Below are 21,647 nucleotides of genomic sequence, written 5' to 3'. Positions count from 1 at the left end.
ACGCTAATGTGCGCAATGTCGAAACTGTTCTGCATCCGCATCAGCGTCCATCGACACACCAAACGCCTTTTCTATCCGTAGCGCCATTTCGGTCAATAGATGCGCGCGCTCGTTGAGCAGCGTTGACAGCGTCGCGCGCGTCACGCCCAGCACTTTTGCTGCCCCAGTCACCGACAGGCCCAGCGGCTAGATGATCTCCGACTTGACGAAGCCGCCGGGATGCGCCGGGTTCTTCATGCGGATGCCTGCAATCGCGTTTATTTCCACCTCCTAGTGGTAGTCTACATGATCGAGTGGCGATTGGGGATCATTAGGCCATCGGATATACCGGAACTGCTTACAGGAGTCCCGTTAATCCGCACCTCATGGGGGGACATCTGGCCATCAACAGCAACCGTACTGCGGAGCAGTCTGTCGGTCAGCTGAACCGATTCTATTGCGCTTTTTCTCATTTGCTTGCGGCTAGCCGCGTAGGATGTGCGAATTGCGGCGGACCACATTCACGATCCGTTGAGCGCAGGCGTGCGCTGGCTTGTGGAGCGCGCTGGGGGCCGTCCGGTCATCTATGTTCCCGGAAATCACGAATGCGATCTGCTGAACCCGGCGTTTTGCAGCGATTAAAACGATCTTGTCGAGAATTCTGTAGCGGCGCTCCGCGTACACGGCCCATACTCATGAAAGTTGCGATTATGTTGCAGGAATGACCCGCATCGTATGCAATCCCAAAGATTATGGGCCTGTCCGGGCTCGCGGGCAGTATGAGAATACGAAATTTGACGCTGGATTCGCTATAGAAATCTAAATGTCAGGTCGTGATTTTTTGCTGCCTGACGGCGACCCGCTCTATGCGCTGCGCGCACCAAGCCTGTAGTCTTGGCCCTTCGGGTGACGATCGGGAGCGTAGGAAAATGAGCGGGATTTTTAAGGTCGCACTCTTTCCCGCTGCGCTCCTTGAGGGTGCGGCGTTTTTGAGCTGACCCGCTGGCGCTCTTGCCTCTCTCCTTGCCGGATGGGCGCTGGCGCACAGCCCCGCGCGCACACCATCCGGCGGCGTCGCGCCGTGCAAGGGTGCCGTTCTTACTGGGCCGCTTTGCGATTGAAGGAGCCTGACCGGCTCCGTTTTCTGATCTTGAGGGAACGCCAAGGGCTTCGCCCTCTCGTTCCCAAAGCAGAATAGTAACCCCCGTGTGGCGGGTCGCTGTGCGCCCGCTGGCCCGCGCCAAGGGCAACGATTCGGCTTTCCCTCCCCCTCCCATCCTCGCCGGAAGGCAGAGCCGCATGCCGCAGGCAGTGCGGCTTTCAGCCGAGGGAAGGAAGGTTTGAAATGACCGATTTGCTTTTGAATTATCGTGCTTGCGGCGCGGAGTGCCGCGACGATTATTTGCGAGGCTTGGCCAATGAGAATGGCTTGCCGCTGGAGTGCGTTCGCAAGATCGCCGACCGGCTGGGCGAGCGTGAGGATTTTGGGGCGCTAGTCCTGATCTGCGAAACTCGCAGGGAGCGGATGCTATGAGCGCCGCCGTTAAAATGGATGACGCTGCGCGCGAACAGACCGTCCGCATTGCCCGACTGAACGATTTGGCGCGTCGCGCAATGGGCGTTGCTTGCACCGCTGTCGCTACGGCGAGCTTTCGGTCGTTGCCCGAGGCCGACCAGTCATGTGTCCGCGAACTTATCGAAACTTTCGACGCTTTCACCGACGACAATGACCCGCATGGCGAACGCGATTTCGGGGCGATTTACCAGCTTCGCGATGGAAGCTGGACGACCGAGCGCCCGCGAAACCAAGAAGATGATCGCGAACGGGTGTTTTGGAAACTCGATTATTACGACCGCAAGATGGAATTTGCCAGCGAGGATGCGGCCAATCCCGCCATCACGCGGCGCGTCCTGACCATCATGCTGTCCGATGAATATTGAGCTGTGACAAAGCCATGGAACGCAAAGACCTCCCCAAAATCATCCAAGCCGATTCCGACCAAATAATGATGGCGGGTGTTGCCCCCGTCAGCATGGGCGAACGGCTTGACTGGCTTGCCGAGCAGCCAATGCAGCCCTGCCGTAAGCAGAAGCCGCTCGACATCGGATTCTGGAATCCGATGCGCAAACAGATCGAGATGTTCGATTGAAATGCGCGAGGCCCGACCTTGGTGGTCGGGGCCACAGACCCGTCGTTTCAACCGGCCTGAAAATCGCCACGGCAGCGTGTGGCTGCTGAGGCGATATGCACAGTTCAGGGGTATTATGGGTATTTCTGGATAAAAATGCGGATATGCAAGTTTGGTATGGTATTTATGGATATTTACGGATATAAATATGGATATGTCCATCAATACGGCCTCGCTTGCTATTACGCCGCAGATGCTCTCGCTGATCGCCGAGAACGACGAGTTCAAGGGCGCGTGGCGCGCGCTGGGGACGCTTGCACCGGATCGCCTCTCTGCCTTGCGCCGCGTTGCGACGATTGAAAGCATTGGTTCCTCGACACGGATCGAGGGCAGCAAATTATCGGACAGCGATGTTGAGAGGTTGCTCGCCAACCTTGAAATCCAGACATTCGAAACGCGCGATGAGCAGGAAGTCGCGGGCTATGCCGAGGTGATGGAAAGCGTCTTCGCATCTTACGATGCCATTCCGCTTACCCAAAACCATATCAAGCAATTGCACCGCGACCTGCTGATGCATAGCAGTAAGGACACGCGCCATCGCGGAGCCTATAAGACCAATACCAATCATGTCGTTGCCCTCGATGCGGACGGCAAGGAAATCGGCACCGTGTTCGAGACGGCTACGCCATTCAACACGCCGCGATTGATGGAGGAACTGGTCGCATGGGTGAATGAGACGCTCGATCAGAAGCAGCTTCATCCCCTACTCGCCACCGCGATTTTCATTGTCGTCTTTCTCGAAATCCATCCGTTTCAGGATGGCAATGGCCGGTTGTCGCGGGTGCTGACAACGCTACTGCTCCTGCACTGCGGCTATGCCTATGTGCCTTACAGTTCGCTCGAAAGCGTGATCGAAAGCACCAAGGACGGCTATTATCTATGCCTTCGCCGCACACAGGGAACAATCCGCAGCGATGCGCCCGCATGGGAGCCGTGGATTATCTATTTCCTAACCTCGCTCCAGCGTCAGAAGGCGCGGCTGGAGGCGAAGATCGAGCGTGAGAATTTGCTCATCGTCAAACTGCCCGAACTCTCTGTGCAAATCCTTGAACTGGCAAAGGCGCATGGGCGAATAACTGTCAGCCAGATTGTCAGCATGTCAGGCGCAAACCGCAACACCGTGAAGAAACATTTGCAGGCGCTGGCTTCAGCCAATCATCTTGCACAGCACGGTAGCGGCAAAGGCACTTGGTATGGCCGCGTCTGAAATTTGCTGAACGACCCGAACCGATAATCCAGTTCCTAATTCTGCAAATCTCTCCCGACCGGGGGTCAGCCTCTGTCCTTAATTGACGGACGTTTGGCCGCTTGACGCCGCCTTAATGCGCGCAAGCAAAAAACCAGCCTTCTGCTTACGGTTTCCATAAATGGAGCCTCCGTTTTTTGGCTTGCGCGCAGGCAGCGCGCGGCCCTTTGATGTCCGTCAGGACATTTCGCCTGACACCATCAGGAGAAGAACCATGCAGAACATCGCAGAATTTCACATCATCGGTCGCATCGGCAAGATCGACGCAGCCAAGGACGTGACCCACGTTTCGGTTGCTGCAAATTACAACCGCAAAGAGGGCGATGAATGGAAATCGGACCCGCATTGGAATCGCGTCACCGTGTTCGGTAAATTGCGAGACCGTCTCGCCAAGGCCGATAAGGGGGATCTTGTCCGCGTCACCGGGCGCGTTCGCCAGTCGAGCTATGAAGCCGAAGGCACCACCCGCTACGCCGTCGATATGCTCGCCGACGGCATCGGCATTCTTGCTAAAGCGGGCGAACGAAGCGGTCAGGAATGAGCGTAGAGGCGGCAGCGCATTTGCGCTGCCGCCTTTGGCCTTACCTAAAAATAAACTTCACTGAAAATTTTGGCTTGCAACTTAACCTTGAAAGATAATAACAGAGCGTCCTGTCGCAGACTGCCGGTTACGGTCAGCGTCGGTGCACTCTAAACTTTGATTTGGAATCGAACCGCCGCAGTTTTTTAGCGAAAAAATGCGGGGGCAAATGCGGGGGCCTCGGAGGAAAGCTCGAATCGTAGTAATCTGTAATTGTTAGAAAATTATGGTTTAATTCGATTCCGGCTCGGCCTCCATCAACCTGTCAGCTTGCAGGAAAGTTCGCGCATTTTTGCAATTGCGCGAACTTTCGCGTGCCGGTGAGCTGTATAATTTAAATGCGAGAAAGCAAATTTAGCGGACAGTTGGCTAAACCGTACAAAACTCCATCAGAGTATTTGCGACCACCCCAAATCCGCTCCGCACCGGCCCAAAGCCTCGCTCATATAATAATAATTATACCGCGGCTTGCCGACGTCGCTAATTTTGGCGAACTCGAATATAATCATCGAATGATTATCAAATATAAAGTAAATCGCCAGATTAGTGCTGTCCAATGTTTAAATCGCAGAAAACTTGCTCTCCTAGACGCTTGAATGCGAACATCGCCAAAGGCATTCGATAAACCATCGCTGGGATCATATTAAAACCAGATCTTGATACCGGCTACATAATTCGTCACTGACTGATCCTCGCCAGCACCGCGAGCATATCGCGCACTGCGACCGATACGCCATTCCTGCTCTACGCCTATGTAGGGCGCGAATTCGCGGACGATCTCATACCGTAGGCGTAGCCCAGATTCCACGCGGTCAAGCCCCGCACCGATGCCCAATTCAGGCACATCCTGAGCGGCCAAGTTCATCTCGACACGCGGCTGCAAGATAAGACGCTGGCTTATGCGCTGGTCCAGCTCCACTTCCAGCCGCGCCGTCAGATCGCCCCGGTCGGACAAGAACAGCGCGCTATCGATTTCGAAGCGATAGGGCGCGAGCCCTTGCACCCCGATGACAGCATAGGTGCGGTCTCGCGGCGCAAAATCCTGCCGAACACCCGCTTGGAAATCGAAGAATGGCGCTATAGCATGGCTCAAGAGCGCCTGCACCTCGGCGCGCTCGATGTGCTCGCCGAAATTACCTTCGCCCTCACTCTTGTAGAAGAACTTGTCGAGATCGCCACCATAGCTGCCCTGCAAATCCCAAACATACCCGTCGCGGCCGTCGTGAATGCGGTATTCAGCCCTGTCAGCCATGAACCAGAAGATCTGCTGTCCACCATGCGTTGCGGCGAGTTCAGCGCGAGAGGCGGCCATCGCGTCCGCCCCCCAAATCGCATCGGCGGCGCGCGCCGGACCACTACCAGCTGCAGCAGGTGGTGGTGTCTCGACAGTGGGAGCGGCAATCATGGGATAATCCATCCCGCCATGATCCATTTCGCTGTGATCCATGGTGGATTGCTCCATTGAAGCATCGCCCATCGGCATATCCATGCCGCCATGATCCATCTGCCCGTGATCCATCGCAGAGTGATCCATGCCACTCATCTCGCCCAGTCCGGACCCAACTTGTTTGGCATCGCTGCTTTGCGCTGTTTCGGCAATGTCTGCCGCCGATGGCATCGAATGATCGGCGTGCGTAGAATGAGCAGCTGGCTTTTTCGCTACAGGTTTAGATCCGGCAGGCTTGGGTCTTGATGGCTTGGCTAGAGCGGGCTTAACCGGAGCAGCCTTCGGAGGCGGCGGCATCTTTTTGAGCGTAGGCTTGGGCGTCGGCATCACCATGCCCGGCGCCATCTGATGCCCATTATGCTGCGCGAGCGCCGGACCGGCACTGCCAAGCAGCAGAAGCGCTACCGCAGCCTTCACGCCGCGGCTCCCGGTGCGGCCACACTCACCGTCTGAAACATCCCCGCATGCATGTGATAGAGCAGGTGGCAGTGAAAGGCCCAGTCGCCAGGCTCATTCGCCGTAAGATCGAACTGCGCACTGCCGCCGGGCTGCACGATCACGGTATGCTTGAGCGGCTGATGCATCGGATCGGCGCCATTCACCAGCTCGAAGAAATGACCGTGCAGATGGATGGGGTGCGCCATCATCGTATCATTGACCAGCTTCACGCGCACGCGTTCATCATACGCAAAGCGGATCGGATCGTCGCTGACCGCCGTGAATTTTTTCCCGTCGAACGACCACATGTAACGCTCCATGTTGCCGGTCAGATGGATCTCCATAAAACGCGTAGGAGTGCGACGATCCGCATTGGGTGCAAGGGCAGCGAGCTGACGATAGTTGAGGACGCGGTGATCGACCTTGTCCAACCCGATACCTGGATCACCCATGCGATCTACCGGGTTCATCGATACCATATCAATACCCGGGCTGACCTTCACATCCTGCGGGAGCAGCGACGTGTCGCGCATTTTCATGCCGGACATATCCATCTCGGCCATGCCGTCCATAGCGCCCGACTGCACCTTGAGCTGGCTCGTTGCACCGTGACCCATGGCTCCATGGTCCATGTTGCCGCGATCCATGCCAGGCATAGCGGCCATAACGTTGCTAGCCGATGGCGCAGCGCCATGATCCATTGCACCGTGATCCATGCCCTGCATGCCGTCCATGCCGCCGCCGTGGTTCATCCCCATATCGGCCATCGTCAGCACCGGAGGATCGCGAAGCGCCGGCACCGCCGCACGGGCGCCAGGAGCGGACGCCAGCGTCGCAACCGCCATACCCGACCGATCCATCGATTCCGCTACGATAGTATAGGCCGCCAACGCTCCGGGCTCGACCAGCACATCATAACTCTCCGCGACACCGATCTGAAGTTCATCGACCTCCACAGGCCGCACATTCTGACCGTCGGCAGCAACCACTGTCATCGGCAGGCCGGGAATTCGCAGGTTGAAAAAGCTCATCGCTGACCCGTTGATGATACGCAGACGCACCCGTTCACCCGGCGCGAACGCGTATTCCATGCCCTCCTCCGGGCCGTGGCCATTGATGAGATAGGTATAGGTCGAGCCAGTGACGTCCAGAATGTCCGTCGCCATCATACGCATGCGTGCCCACATACGGCGCTGCTCACCGGTTAGATTATAGTCGTCGGTGGTGGTGTTCTGCTGATAATTGAAATAGCCCTCGCCCTTCTTCAGCTTGGCCATAATGTCATGCGGATGGTGCGGCGTGAACTCGCTCAAGAGCAGCACATAGTCACGGTCCGCAGCGACAGGATCAGCACCCTTTGGATCGACCACAATCGGGCCATAATGGCCGGACTGTTCCTGCAGGCCCGAATGACTGTGCCACCAATATGTGCCGGTCTGGCGGATCGGCGGCAGATCATAGGTAAACGTCTCGCCAGGCTTAATACCGGGAAAGCTGATGCCAGGCACACCGTCATATTGAAAAGGCACCAGGATCCCGTGCCAGTGAATCGAGCTGTCCTCTTTCAGTGTATTGGTGACATTGATCTTCACCGCTTGTCCTTCGGTGAGACGCACCAGAGGACCAGGGACGCTGCCATTCACCGCAATACCATGACCTCCGTGGCCCTGAACCAAGCGGTGGCCTTCGCCGATACTAAGGTCGATTGAGCGGCCGCGCACCTCATCGAAGCCGGCACGTAGATTGCTGCCGCCTGCCAAATCGCTGCCTCGCGCCCAAGCTGGCACCGCCACAGCAGCACCTCCAAGCGCAGCTCCCCCCAACAAATTTCGTCGTGAAATGATCATTGGCATGACACTTGAAACTCCTTCAGACACAGACTATCTGGATACCCCATTAGGGTATTGCAAGGTCCAACGTTATGGCAGCCGATCACAGATCCATTATCAACCGCCTGCGCCGGATCGAGGGGCAAGTCCGCGGCATCGCGCAAATGATCGACGATGACCGCTATTGTATCGATATCCTCCATCAGATGCAGGCAGTGAAATCGGCACTGGCCAAGGTGGAAAGCCAGATCCTGAAAGATCATGCCGGACACTGCGTGGCCGAAGCGATCGCGTCCGGCGACGCTGCCGATCAGCAAGCCAAGTTCGGCGAACTGATCGATCTGTTTGAGAAAGTGAAACGATAGAGACGCAAGAGAGAGATACGATGGAAAAGAAGACGCAAGGCACGGCGGGCGAAGGCGGCAGCTATCCTCGGTTTATGGCCATGGTCGGCACGTCCACTGTAATTATGCTCGGGCTCATGTATCTCAACACCTATCAGCTCGGCCACGTGATGTGGAGTGAGACGCGTTTCTGGATGATGTTTATGATGGGAGGCGTAATGGCCGCTGTCATGCTGGCATTCATGTGGTCGATGTATCGTAACAAGACCAAAAACATGATCATATTAGCGGTCGCCACGGTCGTATTTTTGCTGGGCCTATTCTTAATGCGCAGCCAAGTCTCTATTGACGATAGCGAATACATGTCAGCCATGATCCCGCATCATTCTATTGCGATCATGACCAGCGAACGCGCTGGCATCGATGACCCGCGCGTGCGCAAACTGGCCGACGGCATCATCCGGGCACAGCGTCGCGAAATCAAAGAAATGAAGTGGCTGCTGAACGATATAAAGCAAAACGGCAAGGTCACCAGCGCGGCCGAGACCGCCGCGCGTCCAGTGCCCGCTTTCGAGGGCGCGTTGAACGTCGGGGACTGAATCCGCCGCCAACACGATCTGGAGAACAACGATGAGCAAGAAGACCGCCACTCTATACCGCATGGTGATGGACAAGCACGTCTGCCCCTACGGTCTACGCTCCAAGCATTTGCTGGAAAGCAATGGCTTTACGGTCGATGATCACTGGCTGACGACGCGTGATGAAACCGACGCGTTCAAGGCGAAGCACGATGTGAAGACCACGCCGCAAACCTTTATTGACGGCCAGCGCATCGGCGGAAACGATGATCTGCGTAGGTTCTTGGGCAAGTCGGTTCCCGATCCGGATACCACCAGTTACAAGCCAGTCATTGCAATTTTCGCTGTCGCTGCGCTGATGGCGCTGTCGCTCAGTTGGGCGATGTTCGGGCAGCTGCTGACCATCCGCACGGGCGAGATGTTCATCGCGCTCTCCATGTGCATCCTGGCGATCCAGAAGCTGCAGGACGTGCGCGGCTTTGCAACGATGTTCCTGGGCTATGATCTGCTGGCGCAGCGCTGGGTGCCTTACGCAAGCATCTATCCTTTTGCCGAGGCGCTGGCGGGCATCTTGATGCTGGGCCGCGTGCTGGGCTGGATATCGATCCCGGTGGCGCTGTTCATCGGCACCATTGGCGCGATTTCCGTTTTCTACGCCGTCTATGTGCAGAAGCGGGAACTGAAATGCGCCTGTGTCGGCGGCAGCTCCAGCGTGCCGCTGGGCTTCGTCTCGCTGACCGAGAATGTGATGATGGTGGCGATGGCGCTTTGGATGCTCCTCAGCTGAGCCTGCCTGCTGCTAAATGACCATGACCGACTTTCCGGCTTGGCTGCATGACCTCGCAATCGCTTCGCTAATTGCAGGCGGCGTATGCTCGATCACTATTGCGCTCGATCTGATGCGCCGTCCGCAAAAAATGTGGATCATGTATCTCGTCTGGCCCCTGACTGCTCTGTTCGGCAGTGTTCTGTGGCTCGCGGCGTATTACGCCTGGGGCCGCGGTCCGGAGGACGGTAATTTCGACAACCAACCGGATACTCCGTTTGCCGCTGCCGTGTTCAAAGGTGCCAGCCATTGTGGTGCCGGCTGCACGCTAGGCGATATCATCGTGGAGTGGAGCGCCTTTGCCGTCCCAGCCATCGCCACCTGGTTCGGATATGGCACGCTATTTGGCGAAAAAATGTTCGCAATCTGGATTCCGGATTTTATCGTCGCATTCATGATCGGCATCGTTTTCCAGTATTTCACGATCAAGCCGATGCGCGATCTCTCGCCGTCTCAAGGCGTCTGGCAGGCCATCAAAGCAGATATCGCATCGATATCGAGCTGGCAGATCGGCATGTATGGCATGATGGCTGTCATCCAGTTTCTGATCTTTGCCCCTCGTTTCGGCGGCTTGGCCGCAGTCAACACGCCCGAGTTCTGGTTCGTTATGCAGATCGCGATGATCGCTGGATTTGCCACCGCTTATCCAACCAATTGGCTCTTGGTGCGCGCTGAATTGAAAGAGCGCATGTGACCCATGCTGCACGCAAGTGAAGATGCCGTGACGCCGTGGTTTTCGATGACCTCAACCAAAAGCATGCCAAGCAATAGTCCTTGATTGTTAGCTGGGTCAATTTCTTAATAAGACTGACGGCTTGGTAAGTCTCACCAATTACAACGGAGGCCGTCCAATAATCTGCCTGGAGAATCCACAGCTTCCCGATGGATCGCAAGTGAGCTTTGTTAGGAGCTGAGCAAAGCAGATGAGCTCTGGCAACTACCGAACGCCGCCAAGAAATGCCCGCACCGCCTAGTTCAAAGCAGTCAGAATGCTGGACTCTTGATCTGGCTGCAAGCACGATGGTCGATAGGAGGATCATCTTGGCAAACGGCAACGAGCACTTTCATTTGGAAGGGCGCAGAGCAGATCTTTGACGCCGCCACCTTCGAACATTCTCGGAACGGCGCTCGGCCAATATCTGCAAGTTCCGGGAATGCGCGACGCGTGTGATCCGAAAGAGAATGACACATCCCATGGACAGCAGGTTAAGGACGACGATGGCGACGACATAGGTTGCGCCCAAGCTCGTAAGCGCCTCGCCAGGAACAGTGCCCGGATTTGCTCGCGCCGGGAAGCCAGCCAAAGCCAGAAGCGCCGCGGACGTGCATCGACCACTAGCGCGAGCGCGATCGCCAAACCCGCCAAACGCGCATCGAGACCGAGCGCCTGATTATAAAACAGAAGCAACAGTGCGCTGAACCCGTTGTCCTTCACGCCGAAAGCGATCGATCCGATGCCGTAGAAGAATTTGGTCGAGAATTTGCGCGTGGGATTCTTGACAGACGCTCCCGCTACCGACGTTGCCATGATCACTCTCCTCATACTCACAAAGGGTCAGCGCGCCGGCAGCCTTTGAGAATATGTGTATGTACGCCATCCATGGACTGTCAACGAATACCTAGGGATTGAGAACATAGGTCTGGATTATGCGGTGCTTTTTTGGTTGTGCGGATATAATCTTCCGCTACGCTCCTAAAGAAACGGCGATTATGTACCTTGCAAACCCTGTCGATGGAAATTCAGAAACGGCATGGCTCCGCCTTTCTTTGTACGTCATGCCAGCGAAAGCTGGCATCTCAGGCCTCATGGCGATCCCGCCCGAGACCCCAGCTTTCGCTGGGGTGACGAAAAAGGAAACGGGTTTGCAAGGTGCATAATCGCCAAAGAAACGGATAGCGTTCAAACGGTAAGACAGGAGGGGAAAATGGCGCTCGGTGCCTCCGATAAAGCGCTGACAGGACATCGCGAGCGGCGCATCGTGCTGGCGTTGATGACGGCGGCCTACACGTTCAATTTCGTGGATCGCACGATCGTCGCTGCCATCGGACAGGCGATCAAGGACGATCTCAAGATCACCGACACACAGCTGGGCCTGCTTGGCGGTCTCTATTTCGCCCTGCTTTATACCATATTGGGACTGCCGCTCGCGCGATTGGCCGAGCGCATGCCGCGGGTCAATATAATCTCTGCAGCCATCTTCATATGGTCGGGTTTTACGGCTCTTTGCGGCGTGGCGACGAGCTATGCCGCTCTCGCCGCTTGTCGGTTCGGGGTCGGCGTCGGCGAAGCCGGCCTGTCGCCGCCCGCGCATTCGCTGCTCAGCGATTATTACGAGCCGAAAAAACGCGCATCGGCGCTTTCCGTCTACTCGCTTGGCGTTCCAATCGGCGTGATGATCGGTGCCGTCGCCGGAGGATGGATAGCCCAAAATTATTCATGGCGGATTGCGTTCATCGCACTGGGCCTGCCGGGAGCGCTGCTCGCCGTCGCGATCAAGCTGCTTGTGCGAGAGCCGGTTCGCGGCGCGATGGAGGCCAAAACCCCCACTCCGCTGAAGCCATATTCGTTGAGCGAAGACGTGCGGGAAACCGGCCGCGTCACCCGCGCAATGTTCGGCAATTTCACATTATTCAACATGATGATCGGCATCACGCTCGTGAGCTTTGCCGGATATGGCGGCGGCACATTCGTCCAGCCTTATTGGAGCCGCGCTTTCGGGCTCGATTATGCTCAGATAGGCCTGATCACCGGCCTCATAGGCGGAGCCAGCCAAGGCGCGGGCGTCTTGCTGGGCGGGTTGGTAAGCGACCGCCTCGCACGGCACGGCGCAACCATCTGGTACGGGCTCATTCCGGCGATCGGCATTGCCTGCGCTTATCCGCTTATTTTGGGGATTTACACCGCCGACAGCTGGCAAGCGGCCGCAACCTGGATGCTATTTCCCGGCGCGCTGTCTTACACCTATATGGGGCCAACCTATGGCGTTATCCAGAACGCCTTCCCCACCGAGCGGCGCGCGACGGCCACCGCAGTGCTTTTCTTCGTCTTAAACCTCGTCGCGCTCGGCTTTGGTCCGCCGCTGACAGGCTGGCTGATCGACCATCTCGGCGCATTTCATCGTCTATATCCTGATGTTGACAGTCTTCTCCCCGCCCTTGCCGGACTTGGCTCGGTCGATGCGGCAGCGTTTCAAACGAGCTGTCCGGGAGGCATTGGCGATGTTCCTGGCAGCACCGCGGATTTGGCTTGCCGAGCGGCCGTAGAACTCGCGACCAGACAAGGTGTCCTGCTTGCATATGGAGTAAGCTTATGGGCTGCGCTGCATTATCTCCTAGCTGCGATCTCGCTGCGACGGGGAATGCCGACCGCTCAATAAGCCGTCGGCCGACCGAATGTCATGAACAAATGGATCATAAACCGGGATCGATCAGATATTTTTCTCCTGTCGCTTTGCGCTGATAAGCACGAACAATCTGGGGATTGCAGCACCTCGTGCAAACTTATGGCGATTATGTGCTTTGCAAACCCAGTCGGATGGAAATTCAGAAACGGCATGGCTCCGCCTTTCTTTGTACGTCATGCCAGCGAAAGCTGGCATCTCAGGCCTCATGGCGATCCCGCCCGAGACCCCAGCTTTCGCTGGGGTGACGAAAAAGGAAACGGGTATGCAAGGTACATAATCGCCAAACTTATCGTCGTGTATTTGCTGGCGAATGTCGTATCGAGCTCGCGTATGACGCGTGCTTTCAAACGCTGCGGCCCTGCTCGCCCAATTCGGCCCAAGAACGGCGTTAGAAGCCGACCGCCGACGATCGAGGAAATGTTCGCGCCCATGATGCAGCGCTCCGAAGCGATCGCTGACCATCATAGCCGACATATTGGCGATGCCGCTCTAGGGTCAGGACCTAATTACTGGCGCGACCGAGGTTTGAAGCGATTTGGCTCAGTGCAAGGAGAAGAGGCGCAGGAATATGTCGATATTTCAAGCCTCTTCGACGTAGCAATGGGCCAAATCGATCAAATCCCGAAGGGACGGCAAAATGGCTTCCAGCTCGAACCGAAGCACGCTTGGAAACAGAACCACTGTTCCCGGCGCGCGCTTCGGTCCGATCTGTTCGCCATTTTGTCGCCTCGGCCGTGCCAGTAACAGGTCCTGACCCTAATACGGATCGTTGTAGCATTTTTTCTGACCGAGGAATTTTCATGAAGACGGCCCGTATTGCCGCCAGCGTCTGCAGTCTGCTCTGGATCGGGTTCACATCCGCCGTGGCCTACGCCCAAGATGCCGCACAGGACCAGCCAGCCGATCAACCGCTTTCCTCCGCAAATGACACCATCATCGTTTCCGGTCGCGGTCTGGAAGAAACGCCGGGCACGCCAGCCTATGGCTCGGTCCTGCTGGTGCGCGAGAGCTTGCTGTCCACCGGATCGGGCCGGATCGAGGACGCGCTGTCGAACGTCGCGGGATTTCAGCAATTCCGTCGTTCGGACAGCCGTTCGTCCAACCCGTCGGCGCAGGGCGCAACCTTGCGCGCGCTGGGCGGCAACGCTACCAGCCGCGCGCTGGTGCTGCTCGACGGCGTGCCGATGGCGGACCCGTTTTTCGGCTATATCCCTTTCAGCGCGATCGCGCCCGAGCGGCTTGCATCGGCTCGCATCACGCGCGGCGGGGGCAGCGGTGCGTTCGGCGCGGGCGCGGTCGCCGGGACGATTGAGCTGGAAAGCGCCGGGCCGGACCAGCTCGATGTCGCCGAGATCGGCGCACTCATCAACGATCGCGCCGAAACCGAAGCGAGCGCGCTGCTGGCGCCGCGGCTCGGCGCGGGATTCGCCGTCATTTCAGCGCGCTGGGACCGCGGGCAGGGCTTTTACACGACACCCGGCGACCAGCGCGTGCCCGCCAGCGCGCGCGCGCGCTATGACAGCTATTCGCTGGGCCTGCGCGGCGCGGCCCCGATCACGCCGGACATCGAACTGCAGGCGCGCGGGCTGGGCTATGCCGATCACCGGACGCTGCGCTTCGACGGTGCCGACAGCACGAGCAGCGGTCAGGACGCCAGCTTGCGACTGGTCGGCAAAGGCCGCTGGCAATTCGATGTGCTCGGCTATGTTCAGGCGCGCGATTTCACCAATATCGTGATCAGCTCGACGCGCTTCGTGCCGGTGCTGGACCAGCGCTCGACCCCCTCGACCGGGATCGGCGGCAAGATCGAAATCAGGCCGCCGACAGGGGCAGCCAATACGCTGCGGCTTGGCAGCGATCTGCGCATCGCCGACGGCCAGCTGTTCGAGGACGCGATCAGCGCGTTCACCGCCGCCATCACCGCGCGGCGCAATGCGGGCGGGCGCAACAGCGATCTGGGGTTTTATGTCGAGGACGATCTCGTGCTCGGGGCGCTGACGCTGACGGCCGGTGCCAGAGCCGACCGCTGGAGCATCGCCGAAGGCTTTTTCCAAGAGCGCGACGAGGCCAATAATCTGGTGATCGACAACCGCTATGCCGATCGCAGCGGATGGGACGGCAGTTTCCGCGCGGGCGCGCTCTACCGGGCGACCGGCGCACTCTCGCTGCGCGCCGCCGCCTATACCGGCCTGCGCGTGCCGACGCTGAACGAGCTTTACCGGCCGTTCGTGGTGTTTCCGGTGGTCACGAAGGCCAATGAAAAGCTGCGGAACGAACGGCTGCGCGGCGTGGAAATTGGCATCGATTATACGCCGGCCCCGCAATGGCGGCTCGCGCTCACCGCCTTCGACAACCGGCTGTGCGAAGCCATCGCCAATGTCACGCTGGCGCCCGATCTGCGCCAGCGCCGGAATATCGATGCGGTGGAAGCGCGCGGGATAGAGGCGTCTGCCAGTGCGCGGCTCGATGCTTTTCGCTTCACCGGATCCGCCGCCTGGACCGATTCCAGGACGCACGGCAGCGGGTTCGCCGCCGGAATAGACGGCTTCCGGCCTGCGCAGACCCCCGGATTTGCCGCAAGCGGGACGATCGGGATCACCCCGTCCGAAAGTTGGAGTCTGTCCGCCACGCTACGGCATGTCGGCAGGCAATATGAGGATGATCTCAATACCGATATATTGCCGGCCGCGACCACGCTCGATGCCTTTGCCGAGATCGCGGTGACGAACCGCTTCGCGCTGGTGCTACGCGGCGAAAATCTTTTCGACGAGGACGTCTTCACGCGCAATCAGGGCGGTTCGATCGACCTTGGCGCGTCACGCACCGTTTGGATCGGACTGAGGGCAGGACTTGGCCGATAAATTCTCGTGATCATTGCGGCTTTGCAATGCCTCAGGGCACTCGAGGTCGTTTTTTCTTGCATCGATAAGAAAGCCGTTCGTTCAGCGACCGCACCACCGCGCGGGACGTTTCTCTTGAAATGCCGCCATTCCTTCTTTCTTGTCTGCGGTGCTGAGCAGTTCGATAAAGCGGCGCCGTTCGGCAACGAAATGCTCGTCGATGGGCAGCACGTCGGCGTCGCGCAGACTGGCTTTGGCCGCATAGAGCGCAAGCGGAGCGCGTTTCGCCAAGCTTTCGGCCAGGGCCATGGCTGCCTCGATCGCCGCAGTGGATGGCGTGACCTCGCCAACCAGACCGTTCGCCAATGCCGCTTGCGCGCTGATCGGCTCTCCTGTCAGGATCATGCGTGTAGCGACCGACCGACCGACCAGTCTCGACAGCAAGGCCGTTCCACCGCCGCCCGGAATGATACCCACGTTGATTTCAGGCTGTCCAAAACACGCGCCCTCGCCTGCAATGATATAATCGGCAGTCATGGCCAGTTCGAGGCCGGCGCCGAGACACCATCCTTCCACGGCAGCGATCAGAGGCTTGGAAAAACTACGGATCGTTCCCCATGCCATAAAACGGGGGCTATCGATCGGCTCATCGGCATCTGCTTGATCAAGCTCGTTGATGTCGGCACCGGCCGCAAAACAATCTGGCCCTCCCGTCACGATCACGACCCGGATATTCTTATCAATCCCAGCGGCGGTGAGAGCTGCGGCAACCGCAATCAGTAGCTTTGTGGAAAGCGCGTTGCGCCGTTCAGGCCGAGCCAGCGCAATCAGGCATATGCCAACCGAAGGATAGGAGACGGCCAGCTCGCTGCTGTCGATCTTAGCCGTAGTCGGCTGGAACATATTTTCTCCTCGGCATATTTCAGCAACTGCGTCTTCTGAGGGGGTGACGTCAGGATCGCTTCGAACAAGCGAATTCTCGTCAATGATCCCCACCTTAAAAAAACAATATCGGCGTGCCGATCCCTCAGACCGTAGTTCGTCCTTGTAAAGCACGCCCTGCTTCGCCTTCGGCACTCTGAATCTCCGCCGCCGCCTCGCGAACTTCGTCTTCAACATGAATTTTTCGCAGGTTTTGCTCGTGACGCGATCGGCTGATGGGATAGGCAAAGACGAAAAGCAGCGAGACGATTTGAAGCGACGCAAGCACCGGTATTTCGGTTAAAGCCATATTGGTCAATACGTCTGGGGCAACAGCGCCGACTTTGGCCCCTTCGGGAAAGCTTACAAAATCGAGGATTATGCCCGCCCCGAACACACCTACGCCGGACAAGGCCTTGAGCACGAAACCGTTGGCCGAAAAAAACAGGCCCGCTGAAAATTTCCTGGTTCGAGAAGCAAAATCCTCGACCACATCAGCCAGCATCGAGGACCCAACCACCCCCGAACTCATTACCAGGATCGTATTCAAAAAGCTGGTAATGAAGAGAATGACGACCAGCGCCGGATCGCCGTTGGCGGGCATGACATCGAACAAACGCCCCGCATAGGCAAGCGGACTGAGAATGATAGTCAACACCGCGAACATGATCGCCGCTGGTTTCTTGCCCATATGCGCGGCAACCCGAGGCGCCAAGAATAATGCTATGACCACCGACGCAAAATTGCCGAACAGCAGGATGGATATCTGGTCGCCGGTAAGCTCCCAGAAGTAGATACGAAAATAAGTGAGGATCGACCCCGCAACTCCCGATGCGGCATAGGCAAAGAATGTTGCACCGAGCATTATCATGAAGGGTTTAAAGGTTAGAGTGGCAAATATCTCGCGCGCTGATCGCGCAAGGTCGAAGGGCTGCTTCGGCGGTGTCGGGCGGAAGGTCGGAATGTGCCGGTGAGTGCCGATCGAAGAAACCACAATCGCCACCAGCATGATAAGCGAGGCGGTCAGGCCGTAATTGGAATAGCCTTCGAGATTCAGTGGCCCGTCCGGATATTCCGGGCTCGGGCGAAGGAACACGCTGAACGCGGCCACCGCCATGGTCAGTCCGCCGATCCAACCGAAAAAATAGCGGAAGCTCAGAAACGAAGTGCGCTCGTCATAATCCTCCGTGAGATCGACGACGAGCGCGCTGCTGGGGATTTCATAGAAGGTAATGAAAGTCCGAATGCAGATCATCAGGATCAGCAGATAATAAAACAGTCCATCGCCCTCCAGACCGGCAGGCGGATTCCAAAGGAAATAGTAGGAGATCGCAACGGGAAGCGCGGCGGCATACATGAATGGATGGCGCCGGCCCCAACGTGATCGAAGGTTGTCCGACATGCGGCCGACCAGGGGATCCGAGATCGCATCACAAACAAGGGCGATCATCACCGCGAAACCGACCAGAGAGGCTGACAGACCGAGCGCTTGATTGTAGTAAAGCAGCAGGAGAACCTGAAAGCCGTTGTCTTTCACACCGTAGGCGATGGAGCCAAAACCATAAGCTATCTTGTCGAACAGCGTTTTTTTTCGCCGCGGCAGGCTCCCGGGTGGAGCGATCATGCTTCGCTCCATTTTTTGCAGCTCGCATTGTGAGCGCGCAACGGCTTTGCGCTTATACGACAGGTCATCCCGACTCCCGGATTTTGTTATATTATTCTCAAGAAGCTAAACTATGTGCGGAAAAGCGCAACTGCGGATTATACCGATTTTCTCGTTTCAAATCAGGCGTGGTCGGGATAACCAGCTGTCGATCCGCGCAGATCGCCGGTGCGCGATCCCGTCCCGCCGCTTGACATGGACCGATTTGACCCAAGGCTCGTTTGGTCTACATCCGTTGCAGATATCCACGCCGTAGAAAGGCCCACGAATGTCCAGTTCCGATCCCGTCGTCATCCTGTCCTATGCCCGCACGCCGATGGGCGCCATGCAGGGCGCGCTGTCCGATGTCAGCGCGACCGAGCTTGGCGCCACCGCCGTCAAGGGCGCGGTCGAGCGCGCCGGGATCGACGGCGGCGACGTCGACCGCCTCTATATGGGCTGCGTGCTGCCCGCCGGGCTCGGCCAAGCGCCCGCGCGGCAGGCGGGGATCAAGGCCGGACTGCCCAAGTCGGTGCAGGCGACGACGGTCAACAAGGTTTGCGGTTCGGGCATGCAGACGGTGATCATGGGGGCCGAGGCGCTGGCGACCGGCTCGGTCGACATGCTGATCGCGGGCGGCATGGAGAGCATGACCAATGCGCCGTATCTTCTAAAGAAGCACCGCTCGGGCGCGCGTATCGGCCATGACACCGCCTACGACCATATGTTTCTCGACGGGCTGGAGGATGCCTATGAGGAGGGCCGCGCGATGGGCACCTTTGCGCAGGACATGTCCGACCAATATCAGCTGACGCGCGAGGCGATGGACGAATATTCGATCGAATCGCTGCGCCGCGCGAGCGCCGCGATCGAGAGCGGCGCGTTCGAGAAAGAGATTGTCGCGGTCAGCTTCAAGAACCGCGCGGGCGAACAGACCGTCGATACCGATGAGGGGCCGAGCAAGGGCAAGCCGGACAAGATCCCGACGCTGCGCCCCGCCTTTGCCAAAGACGGCACGATCACCGCAGCGACCAGCAGTTCGATCAGCGACGGCGCCGCGGCCATGGTGCTGACGCGTCAGAGCGTGGCGGGCGAAAAAGGTCTGAAGCCGGTCGCCCGCATCGTCGCTTACGCGGCGCATGCGCAGGAGCCGGCGGAGTTCACCATTGCCCCGGTCGGTGCCATTAAAAAACTGCTCGAGAAAACCGGCTGGAGCGTGGACGATGTCGATCTGTGGGAAGTGAACGAGGCGTTCGCCTGCGTCGCCATGTTCGCGATGCGGGACCTCGGGATCGATCACGCCAAGATCAACGTGAACGGCGGCGGCACCGCGCTCGGCCATCCGATCGGCGCCAGCGGCACGCGGATCATCACCACGCTGCTCGGCGCGCTGGAAACGCAAGGGCTGAAGCGCGGCATCGCCAGCCTGTGCATCGGCGGCGGCGAGGCGACGGCGGTGGCGGTGGAGATGGTGGGTTAGCCGTTAATCTTTCTCCCCTCCCCCCTCGCGGGAGAGGAGTAAGGTTCACCTCACTTCCTCTCCGCCCGCGGCAGCTCTTCCTCGCCCCAGATGCCGTCCGCCTGGATCCAGCCGCGCTGGCCGGCGACGTCGAACAGACACCAGCCCTTGTCGCAGTCGCTGATCCGGCCGACCACGCCCGGCTCCGCACGCCAAGCGACATGCGCGTTCGGGCTTGGTTCGCCGCGCATCGCGCGAATGTCGCCGGTGACGATCGCCGTGCGGTCTCCGCTCAGCAACCTGCTGTGCATCCAGCCCTGATCGCCCGCCGGGTCCTCCACCTTGCGCCAGCCGTCCATCCGGTCGATCACCTTCACCGGCAGGTATTTGCGCCGGTAGATCCATTTGATCGGAAATTCGGTCGATGGTCCGGCCCGCATGCGTGCCTCGTCCACGTCGATCGAGGCCCAATAGGGCAGCTCGGGATCGCTTTGCGCCGCGACCGGCACCGCGAAGGCGACGAGCGCCGCGACGAGGGTGATGGCGAACAAGATTGGCCTGAATTGCATGATGCGCGACGATCTCCCCACGGTGACGGCGCTTATATCGATCGCGGCCCCGCCCCGGCAAGTCCCCTGCTCGCTTGCCTGTCCCATCTTCGCGCAGTAGCGACAGGTCATGACCGACGAACCGCGCATCGCCAAACCCAGGGTCGTCATGACCGCCAGGCTGCTGCCGGAGGTGGAGGCGCGCATGGCCGAGCTGTTCGACGCGCGCTTCAACCCGGACGATCATGCCCTCACCCGCGAAGAGCTGGCCGCCGCGATGGCCGATTGCGACGTGCTGGTTCCCACGGTCACCGACCGGATCGATGCCGCGCTGATCGCGGCGGCGCCGGACCGGCTGAAGCTGATCGCCAATTTCGGCACGGGTGTCGACCATATCGATCTGGCCGCGGCGCAGCAGCGGCACATCGCCGTCACCAACACGCCCGGTGTGTTCACCGAGGATACGGCCGACATGACGCTGGCGCTGATCCTTTCGGTCCCCCGCCGGCTGGCCGAGGGCGAGAAGCTGATGCGATCGGGCGGCTGGAAGGGCTGGCGGCCGAGCGGCATGCTGGGTCACCGCGTCGGCGGCAAGACGCTGGGCATCGTCGGTTTCGGGCGGATCGGCGAGGCGGTGGCGCAGCGTGCGCGCGGTTTCGGCTTCAACATCCTCTATAACAAGCGCCGTCGCCTGCCCCCGCTGATCGAGGAGGAACTGGGCGTCACCTATGAGCCCGATCTCGACCGGCTGGTCGCGCGCAGCGACATCGTCTCGCTCCACGCGCCGCTCACCGAGGAGACCCGCGGCTTCATCGACGCGGGCCGCATCCGCGCGATGAAGCCGGAGGCGTATCTCATCAACACCTCGCGCGGCGAGCTGATCGACGAGGACGCGCTGATCGAGGCGCTGGAGGCGGGCCGCATCGGCGGTGCGGGACTCGACGTCTATACGCACGAGCCCGCGGTCGACCCGCGTCTGCTCGCGCTCGACAATGTGGTGCTGCTGCCGCATCTTGGCAGCGCGACCTTCGAGGGACGCGAGGCGTCGGGCGAACGGGTAATCGCCAATATTCGCATCTGGGCCGACGGGCACCGGCCCCCGGACCAGGTGCTGACCGGAATGGGATGAAATCCTACCCTCGCGAAGCTGAGGGGGACCGCCGACGAAGTCGGGGTGGGGGGCACCCCGCGAAGTAATACTTCACGGGGACCCGGTGGAGGGGCACCTGCCCCGTCAAAGGTTGGGCAATGTCGAGAGTGCCTCTCCTTCGGATGATCCCCCTCTCCGGAACGGGGGGATTTAGACCGGGCATTAACCAAATTGCAGCCTCCGACGCGCTAGACCCGCCTGCACATTCCCGCGAACCAAGGCCCGTC

General features: G+C 59.0%; 21 protein-coding genes. 14 read left to right on the top strand and 7 right to left on the bottom strand.

Translation table 11 applies throughout. The features are described from left to right. Nucleotides 1-3 precede the first annotated feature (3 nt). Nucleotides 4-153 carry a helix-turn-helix domain-containing protein gene (locus ACOQPC_RS05025; protein ID WP_420607561.1) on the bottom strand — a complete coding sequence of 50 codons (150 nt, stop codon included), beginning with the start codon at nt 151-153 and terminating at the stop codon, nt 4-6. Nucleotides 154-1,324: 1,171 nt separating this feature from the next. Between ACOQPC_RS05025 and ACOQPC_RS05020 the strand changes: the two genes are divergently transcribed. From ACOQPC_RS05020 to ACOQPC_RS05000, 5 genes are all read left to right on the top strand, one after another. Next, nucleotides 1,325-1,513, top strand: coding sequence for a hypothetical protein (locus ACOQPC_RS05020; protein ID WP_420607560.1), 189 nt, complete (start codon nt 1,325-1,327; stop codon nt 1,511-1,513). Further along, nucleotides 1,510-1,920, top strand: coding sequence for a DUF3768 domain-containing protein (locus ACOQPC_RS05015; RefSeq protein WP_420607559.1), 411 nt, complete (start codon nt 1,510-1,512; stop codon nt 1,918-1,920). The genes ACOQPC_RS05020 and ACOQPC_RS05015 overlap by 4 nt, the downstream gene beginning before the upstream one ends. 14 nt (nt 1,921-1,934) lie before the next feature. Then, on the top strand, nt 1,935-2,129 hold the full coding sequence (locus tag ACOQPC_RS05010; protein ID WP_420607558.1) for a hypothetical protein: 195 nt from the start codon (nt 1,935-1,937) through the stop codon (nt 2,127-2,129). A 187-nt stretch (nt 2,130-2,316) separates the two neighbouring features. Then, nucleotides 2,317-3,375: a Fic family protein gene (locus tag ACOQPC_RS05005; RefSeq protein WP_420607557.1), complete on the top strand. Its 1,059-nt coding sequence runs from the start codon at nt 2,317-2,319 to the stop codon at nt 3,373-3,375. Nucleotides 3,376-3,535: 160 nt separating this feature from the next. Next, nucleotides 3,536-3,955: a single-stranded DNA-binding protein gene (locus ACOQPC_RS05000; protein ID WP_420607556.1), complete on the top strand. Its 420-nt coding sequence runs from the start codon at nt 3,536-3,538 to the stop codon at nt 3,953-3,955. Between the two features lie 682 nt (nt 3,956-4,637). On the opposite strand, the gene ACOQPC_RS04995 is transcribed toward ACOQPC_RS05000, so the two are convergent. Beyond that, nucleotides 4,638-5,858 (bottom strand): copper resistance protein B, encoded by a 1,221-nt coding sequence (locus tag ACOQPC_RS04995; protein WP_420607555.1) that lies wholly within the window; start codon nt 5,856-5,858, stop codon nt 4,638-4,640. Further along, the gene (locus ACOQPC_RS04990) at nt 5,855-7,732 is read right to left on the bottom strand and encodes a copper resistance system multicopper oxidase (protein WP_420607554.1); all 1,878 of its coding nucleotides are present in this window, start codon (nt 7,730-7,732) and stop codon (nt 5,855-5,857) included. The genes ACOQPC_RS04995 and ACOQPC_RS04990 overlap by 4 nt, the downstream gene beginning before the upstream one ends. Before the next feature lie 68 nt (nt 7,733-7,800). Between ACOQPC_RS04990 and ACOQPC_RS04985 the strand changes: the two genes are divergently transcribed. The 4 genes from ACOQPC_RS04985 to ACOQPC_RS04970 are packed head-to-tail and all read left to right on the top strand — an operon-like array spanning nt 7,801 to nt 10,150. Then, a complete protein-coding gene (locus tag ACOQPC_RS04985) occupies nt 7,801-8,073 on the top strand; it encodes a metal-sensitive transcriptional regulator (RefSeq protein WP_420607553.1) in 273 nt (90 codons plus the stop codon). A gap of 20 nt (nt 8,074-8,093) precedes the next feature. After that, on the top strand, nt 8,094-8,651 hold the full coding sequence (locus ACOQPC_RS04980) for a DUF305 domain-containing protein (protein ID WP_420607552.1): 558 nt from the start codon (nt 8,094-8,096) through the stop codon (nt 8,649-8,651). A 31-nt stretch (nt 8,652-8,682) separates the two neighbouring features. Beyond that, nucleotides 8,683-9,417 carry a MauE/DoxX family redox-associated membrane protein gene (locus ACOQPC_RS04975; protein WP_420607551.1) on the top strand — a complete coding sequence of 245 codons (735 nt, stop codon included), beginning with the start codon at nt 8,683-8,685 and terminating at the stop codon, nt 9,415-9,417. A 22-nt stretch (nt 9,418-9,439) separates the two neighbouring features. Beyond that, a complete protein-coding gene (locus tag ACOQPC_RS04970) occupies nt 9,440-10,150 on the top strand; it encodes a DUF4396 domain-containing protein (protein ID WP_420607550.1) in 711 nt (236 codons plus the stop codon). Nucleotides 10,151-10,492: 342 nt separating this feature from the next. Here the strand turns inward: ACOQPC_RS04970 and ACOQPC_RS04965 are convergent, their stop codons facing one another. Then, a complete protein-coding gene (locus tag ACOQPC_RS04965) occupies nt 10,493-10,984 on the bottom strand; it encodes an MFS transporter (protein WP_420607549.1) in 492 nt (163 codons plus the stop codon). A 397-nt stretch (nt 10,985-11,381) separates the two neighbouring features. On the opposite strand from ACOQPC_RS04965, the gene ACOQPC_RS04960 reads away from it, so the two are divergent. Genes ACOQPC_RS04960 through ACOQPC_RS04950 form a run of 3 tightly spaced genes read left to right on the top strand, consistent with a single transcriptional unit; the run spans nt 11,382 to nt 15,721 of the window. Beyond that, the gene (locus ACOQPC_RS04960; protein ID WP_420607548.1) at nt 11,382-12,833 is read left to right on the top strand and encodes a spinster family MFS transporter; all 1,452 of its coding nucleotides are present in this window, start codon (nt 11,382-11,384) and stop codon (nt 12,831-12,833) included. A 21-nt stretch (nt 12,834-12,854) separates the two neighbouring features. Beyond that, nucleotides 12,855-13,604 (top strand): hypothetical protein, encoded by a 750-nt coding sequence (locus ACOQPC_RS04955; protein ID WP_420607547.1) that lies wholly within the window; start codon nt 12,855-12,857, stop codon nt 13,602-13,604. Nucleotides 13,605-13,660: 56 nt separating this feature from the next. Continuing rightward, nucleotides 13,661-15,721 (top strand): TonB-dependent receptor, encoded by a 2,061-nt coding sequence (locus tag ACOQPC_RS04950; protein WP_420607546.1) that lies wholly within the window; start codon nt 13,661-13,663, stop codon nt 15,719-15,721. An 81-nt stretch (nt 15,722-15,802) separates the two neighbouring features. Here ACOQPC_RS04950 and ACOQPC_RS04945 read toward each other — a convergent pair whose 3' ends face one another. Then, entirely contained in the window at nt 15,803-16,603 is an 801-nt protein-coding gene (locus ACOQPC_RS04945; protein WP_420607545.1) for an enoyl-CoA hydratase-related protein, read from the bottom strand. 124 nt (nt 16,604-16,727) lie between these two features. Then, the gene (locus tag ACOQPC_RS04940) at nt 16,728-18,245 is read right to left on the bottom strand and encodes an MFS transporter (protein ID WP_420607544.1); all 1,518 of its coding nucleotides are present in this window, start codon (nt 18,243-18,245) and stop codon (nt 16,728-16,730) included. Between the two features lie 307 nt (nt 18,246-18,552). Here ACOQPC_RS04940 and ACOQPC_RS04935 point away from each other — a divergent pair, with 307 nt between their 5' ends. After that, nucleotides 18,553-19,743 carry a thiolase family protein gene (locus tag ACOQPC_RS04935; protein WP_420607543.1) on the top strand — a complete coding sequence of 397 codons (1,191 nt, stop codon included), beginning with the start codon at nt 18,553-18,555 and terminating at the stop codon, nt 19,741-19,743. A gap of 50 nt (nt 19,744-19,793) precedes the next feature. Here the strand turns inward: ACOQPC_RS04935 and ACOQPC_RS04930 are convergent, their stop codons facing one another. After that, entirely contained in the window at nt 19,794-20,291 is a 498-nt protein-coding gene (locus ACOQPC_RS04930; protein WP_420607542.1) for an SH3 domain-containing protein, read from the bottom strand. Between the two features lie 109 nt (nt 20,292-20,400). On the opposite strand from ACOQPC_RS04930, the gene ACOQPC_RS04925 reads away from it, so the two are divergent. Then, entirely contained in the window at nt 20,401-21,399 is a 999-nt protein-coding gene (locus tag ACOQPC_RS04925) for a 2-hydroxyacid dehydrogenase (protein ID WP_420607541.1), read from the top strand. The last annotated feature ends 248 nt before the right edge of the window (nt 21,400-21,647 follow it).

Source organism: Novosphingopyxis sp., from assembly GCF_965218915.1.
Lineage (GTDB): Bacteria > Pseudomonadota > Alphaproteobacteria > Sphingomonadales > Sphingomonadaceae > Novosphingopyxis.
Note: the sequence above shows the minus strand (reverse complement) of the source record. Positions and strands in the feature narration are given on the sequence as shown.

What these genes read in the sequence shown, in the direction of transcription:
- ACOQPC_RS04975 (WP_420607551.1), top strand. Translation starts at nt 8,683, where the DNA reads ATGAGCAAGAAGACCGCCACTCTATACCGCATGGTGATGGACAAGCAC.
- ACOQPC_RS04990 (WP_420607554.1), bottom strand. Translation starts at nt 7,732, where the DNA reads ATGCCAATGATCATTTCACGACGAAATTTGTTGGGGGGAGCTGCGCTT.
- ACOQPC_RS04985 (WP_420607553.1), top strand. Translation starts at nt 7,801, where the DNA reads ATGGCAGCCGATCACAGATCCATTATCAACCGCCTGCGCCGGATCGAG.
- ACOQPC_RS04950 (WP_420607546.1), top strand. Translation starts at nt 13,661, where the DNA reads ATGAAGACGGCCCGTATTGCCGCCAGCGTCTGCAGTCTGCTCTGGATC.
- ACOQPC_RS05010 (WP_420607558.1), top strand. Translation starts at nt 1,935, where the DNA reads ATGGAACGCAAAGACCTCCCCAAAATCATCCAAGCCGATTCCGACCAA.
- ACOQPC_RS04955 (WP_420607547.1), top strand. Translation starts at nt 12,855, where the DNA reads ATGAACAAATGGATCATAAACCGGGATCGATCAGATATTTTTCTCCTG.
- ACOQPC_RS04970 (WP_420607550.1), top strand. Translation starts at nt 9,440, where the DNA reads ATGACCGACTTTCCGGCTTGGCTGCATGACCTCGCAATCGCTTCGCTA.
- ACOQPC_RS05020 (WP_420607560.1), top strand. Translation starts at nt 1,325, where the DNA reads ATGACCGATTTGCTTTTGAATTATCGTGCTTGCGGCGCGGAGTGCCGC.
- ACOQPC_RS04960 (WP_420607548.1), top strand. Translation starts at nt 11,382, where the DNA reads ATGGCGCTCGGTGCCTCCGATAAAGCGCTGACAGGACATCGCGAGCGG.
- ACOQPC_RS04940 (WP_420607544.1), bottom strand. Translation starts at nt 18,245, where the DNA reads ATGATCGCTCCACCCGGGAGCCTGCCGCGGCGAAAAAAAACGCTGTTC.
- ACOQPC_RS05000 (WP_420607556.1), top strand. Translation starts at nt 3,536, where the DNA reads ATGGAGCCTCCGTTTTTTGGCTTGCGCGCAGGCAGCGCGCGGCCCTTT.
- ACOQPC_RS04925 (WP_420607541.1), top strand. Translation starts at nt 20,401, where the DNA reads ATGACCGACGAACCGCGCATCGCCAAACCCAGGGTCGTCATGACCGCC.
- ACOQPC_RS04935 (WP_420607543.1), top strand. Translation starts at nt 18,553, where the DNA reads ATGTCCAGTTCCGATCCCGTCGTCATCCTGTCCTATGCCCGCACGCCG.
- ACOQPC_RS04980 (WP_420607552.1), top strand. Translation starts at nt 8,094, where the DNA reads ATGGAAAAGAAGACGCAAGGCACGGCGGGCGAAGGCGGCAGCTATCCT.
- ACOQPC_RS04965 (WP_420607549.1), bottom strand. Translation starts at nt 10,984, where the DNA reads ATGGCAACGTCGGTAGCGGGAGCGTCTGTCAAGAATCCCACGCGCAAA.
- ACOQPC_RS04930 (WP_420607542.1), bottom strand. Translation starts at nt 20,291, where the DNA reads ATGCAATTCAGGCCAATCTTGTTCGCCATCACCCTCGTCGCGGCGCTC.
- ACOQPC_RS04945 (WP_420607545.1), bottom strand. Translation starts at nt 16,603, where the DNA reads ATGTTCCAGCCGACTACGGCTAAGATCGACAGCAGCGAGCTGGCCGTC.
- ACOQPC_RS05005 (WP_420607557.1), top strand. Translation starts at nt 2,317, where the DNA reads ATGGATATGTCCATCAATACGGCCTCGCTTGCTATTACGCCGCAGATG.
- ACOQPC_RS05015 (WP_420607559.1), top strand. Translation starts at nt 1,510, where the DNA reads ATGAGCGCCGCCGTTAAAATGGATGACGCTGCGCGCGAACAGACCGTC.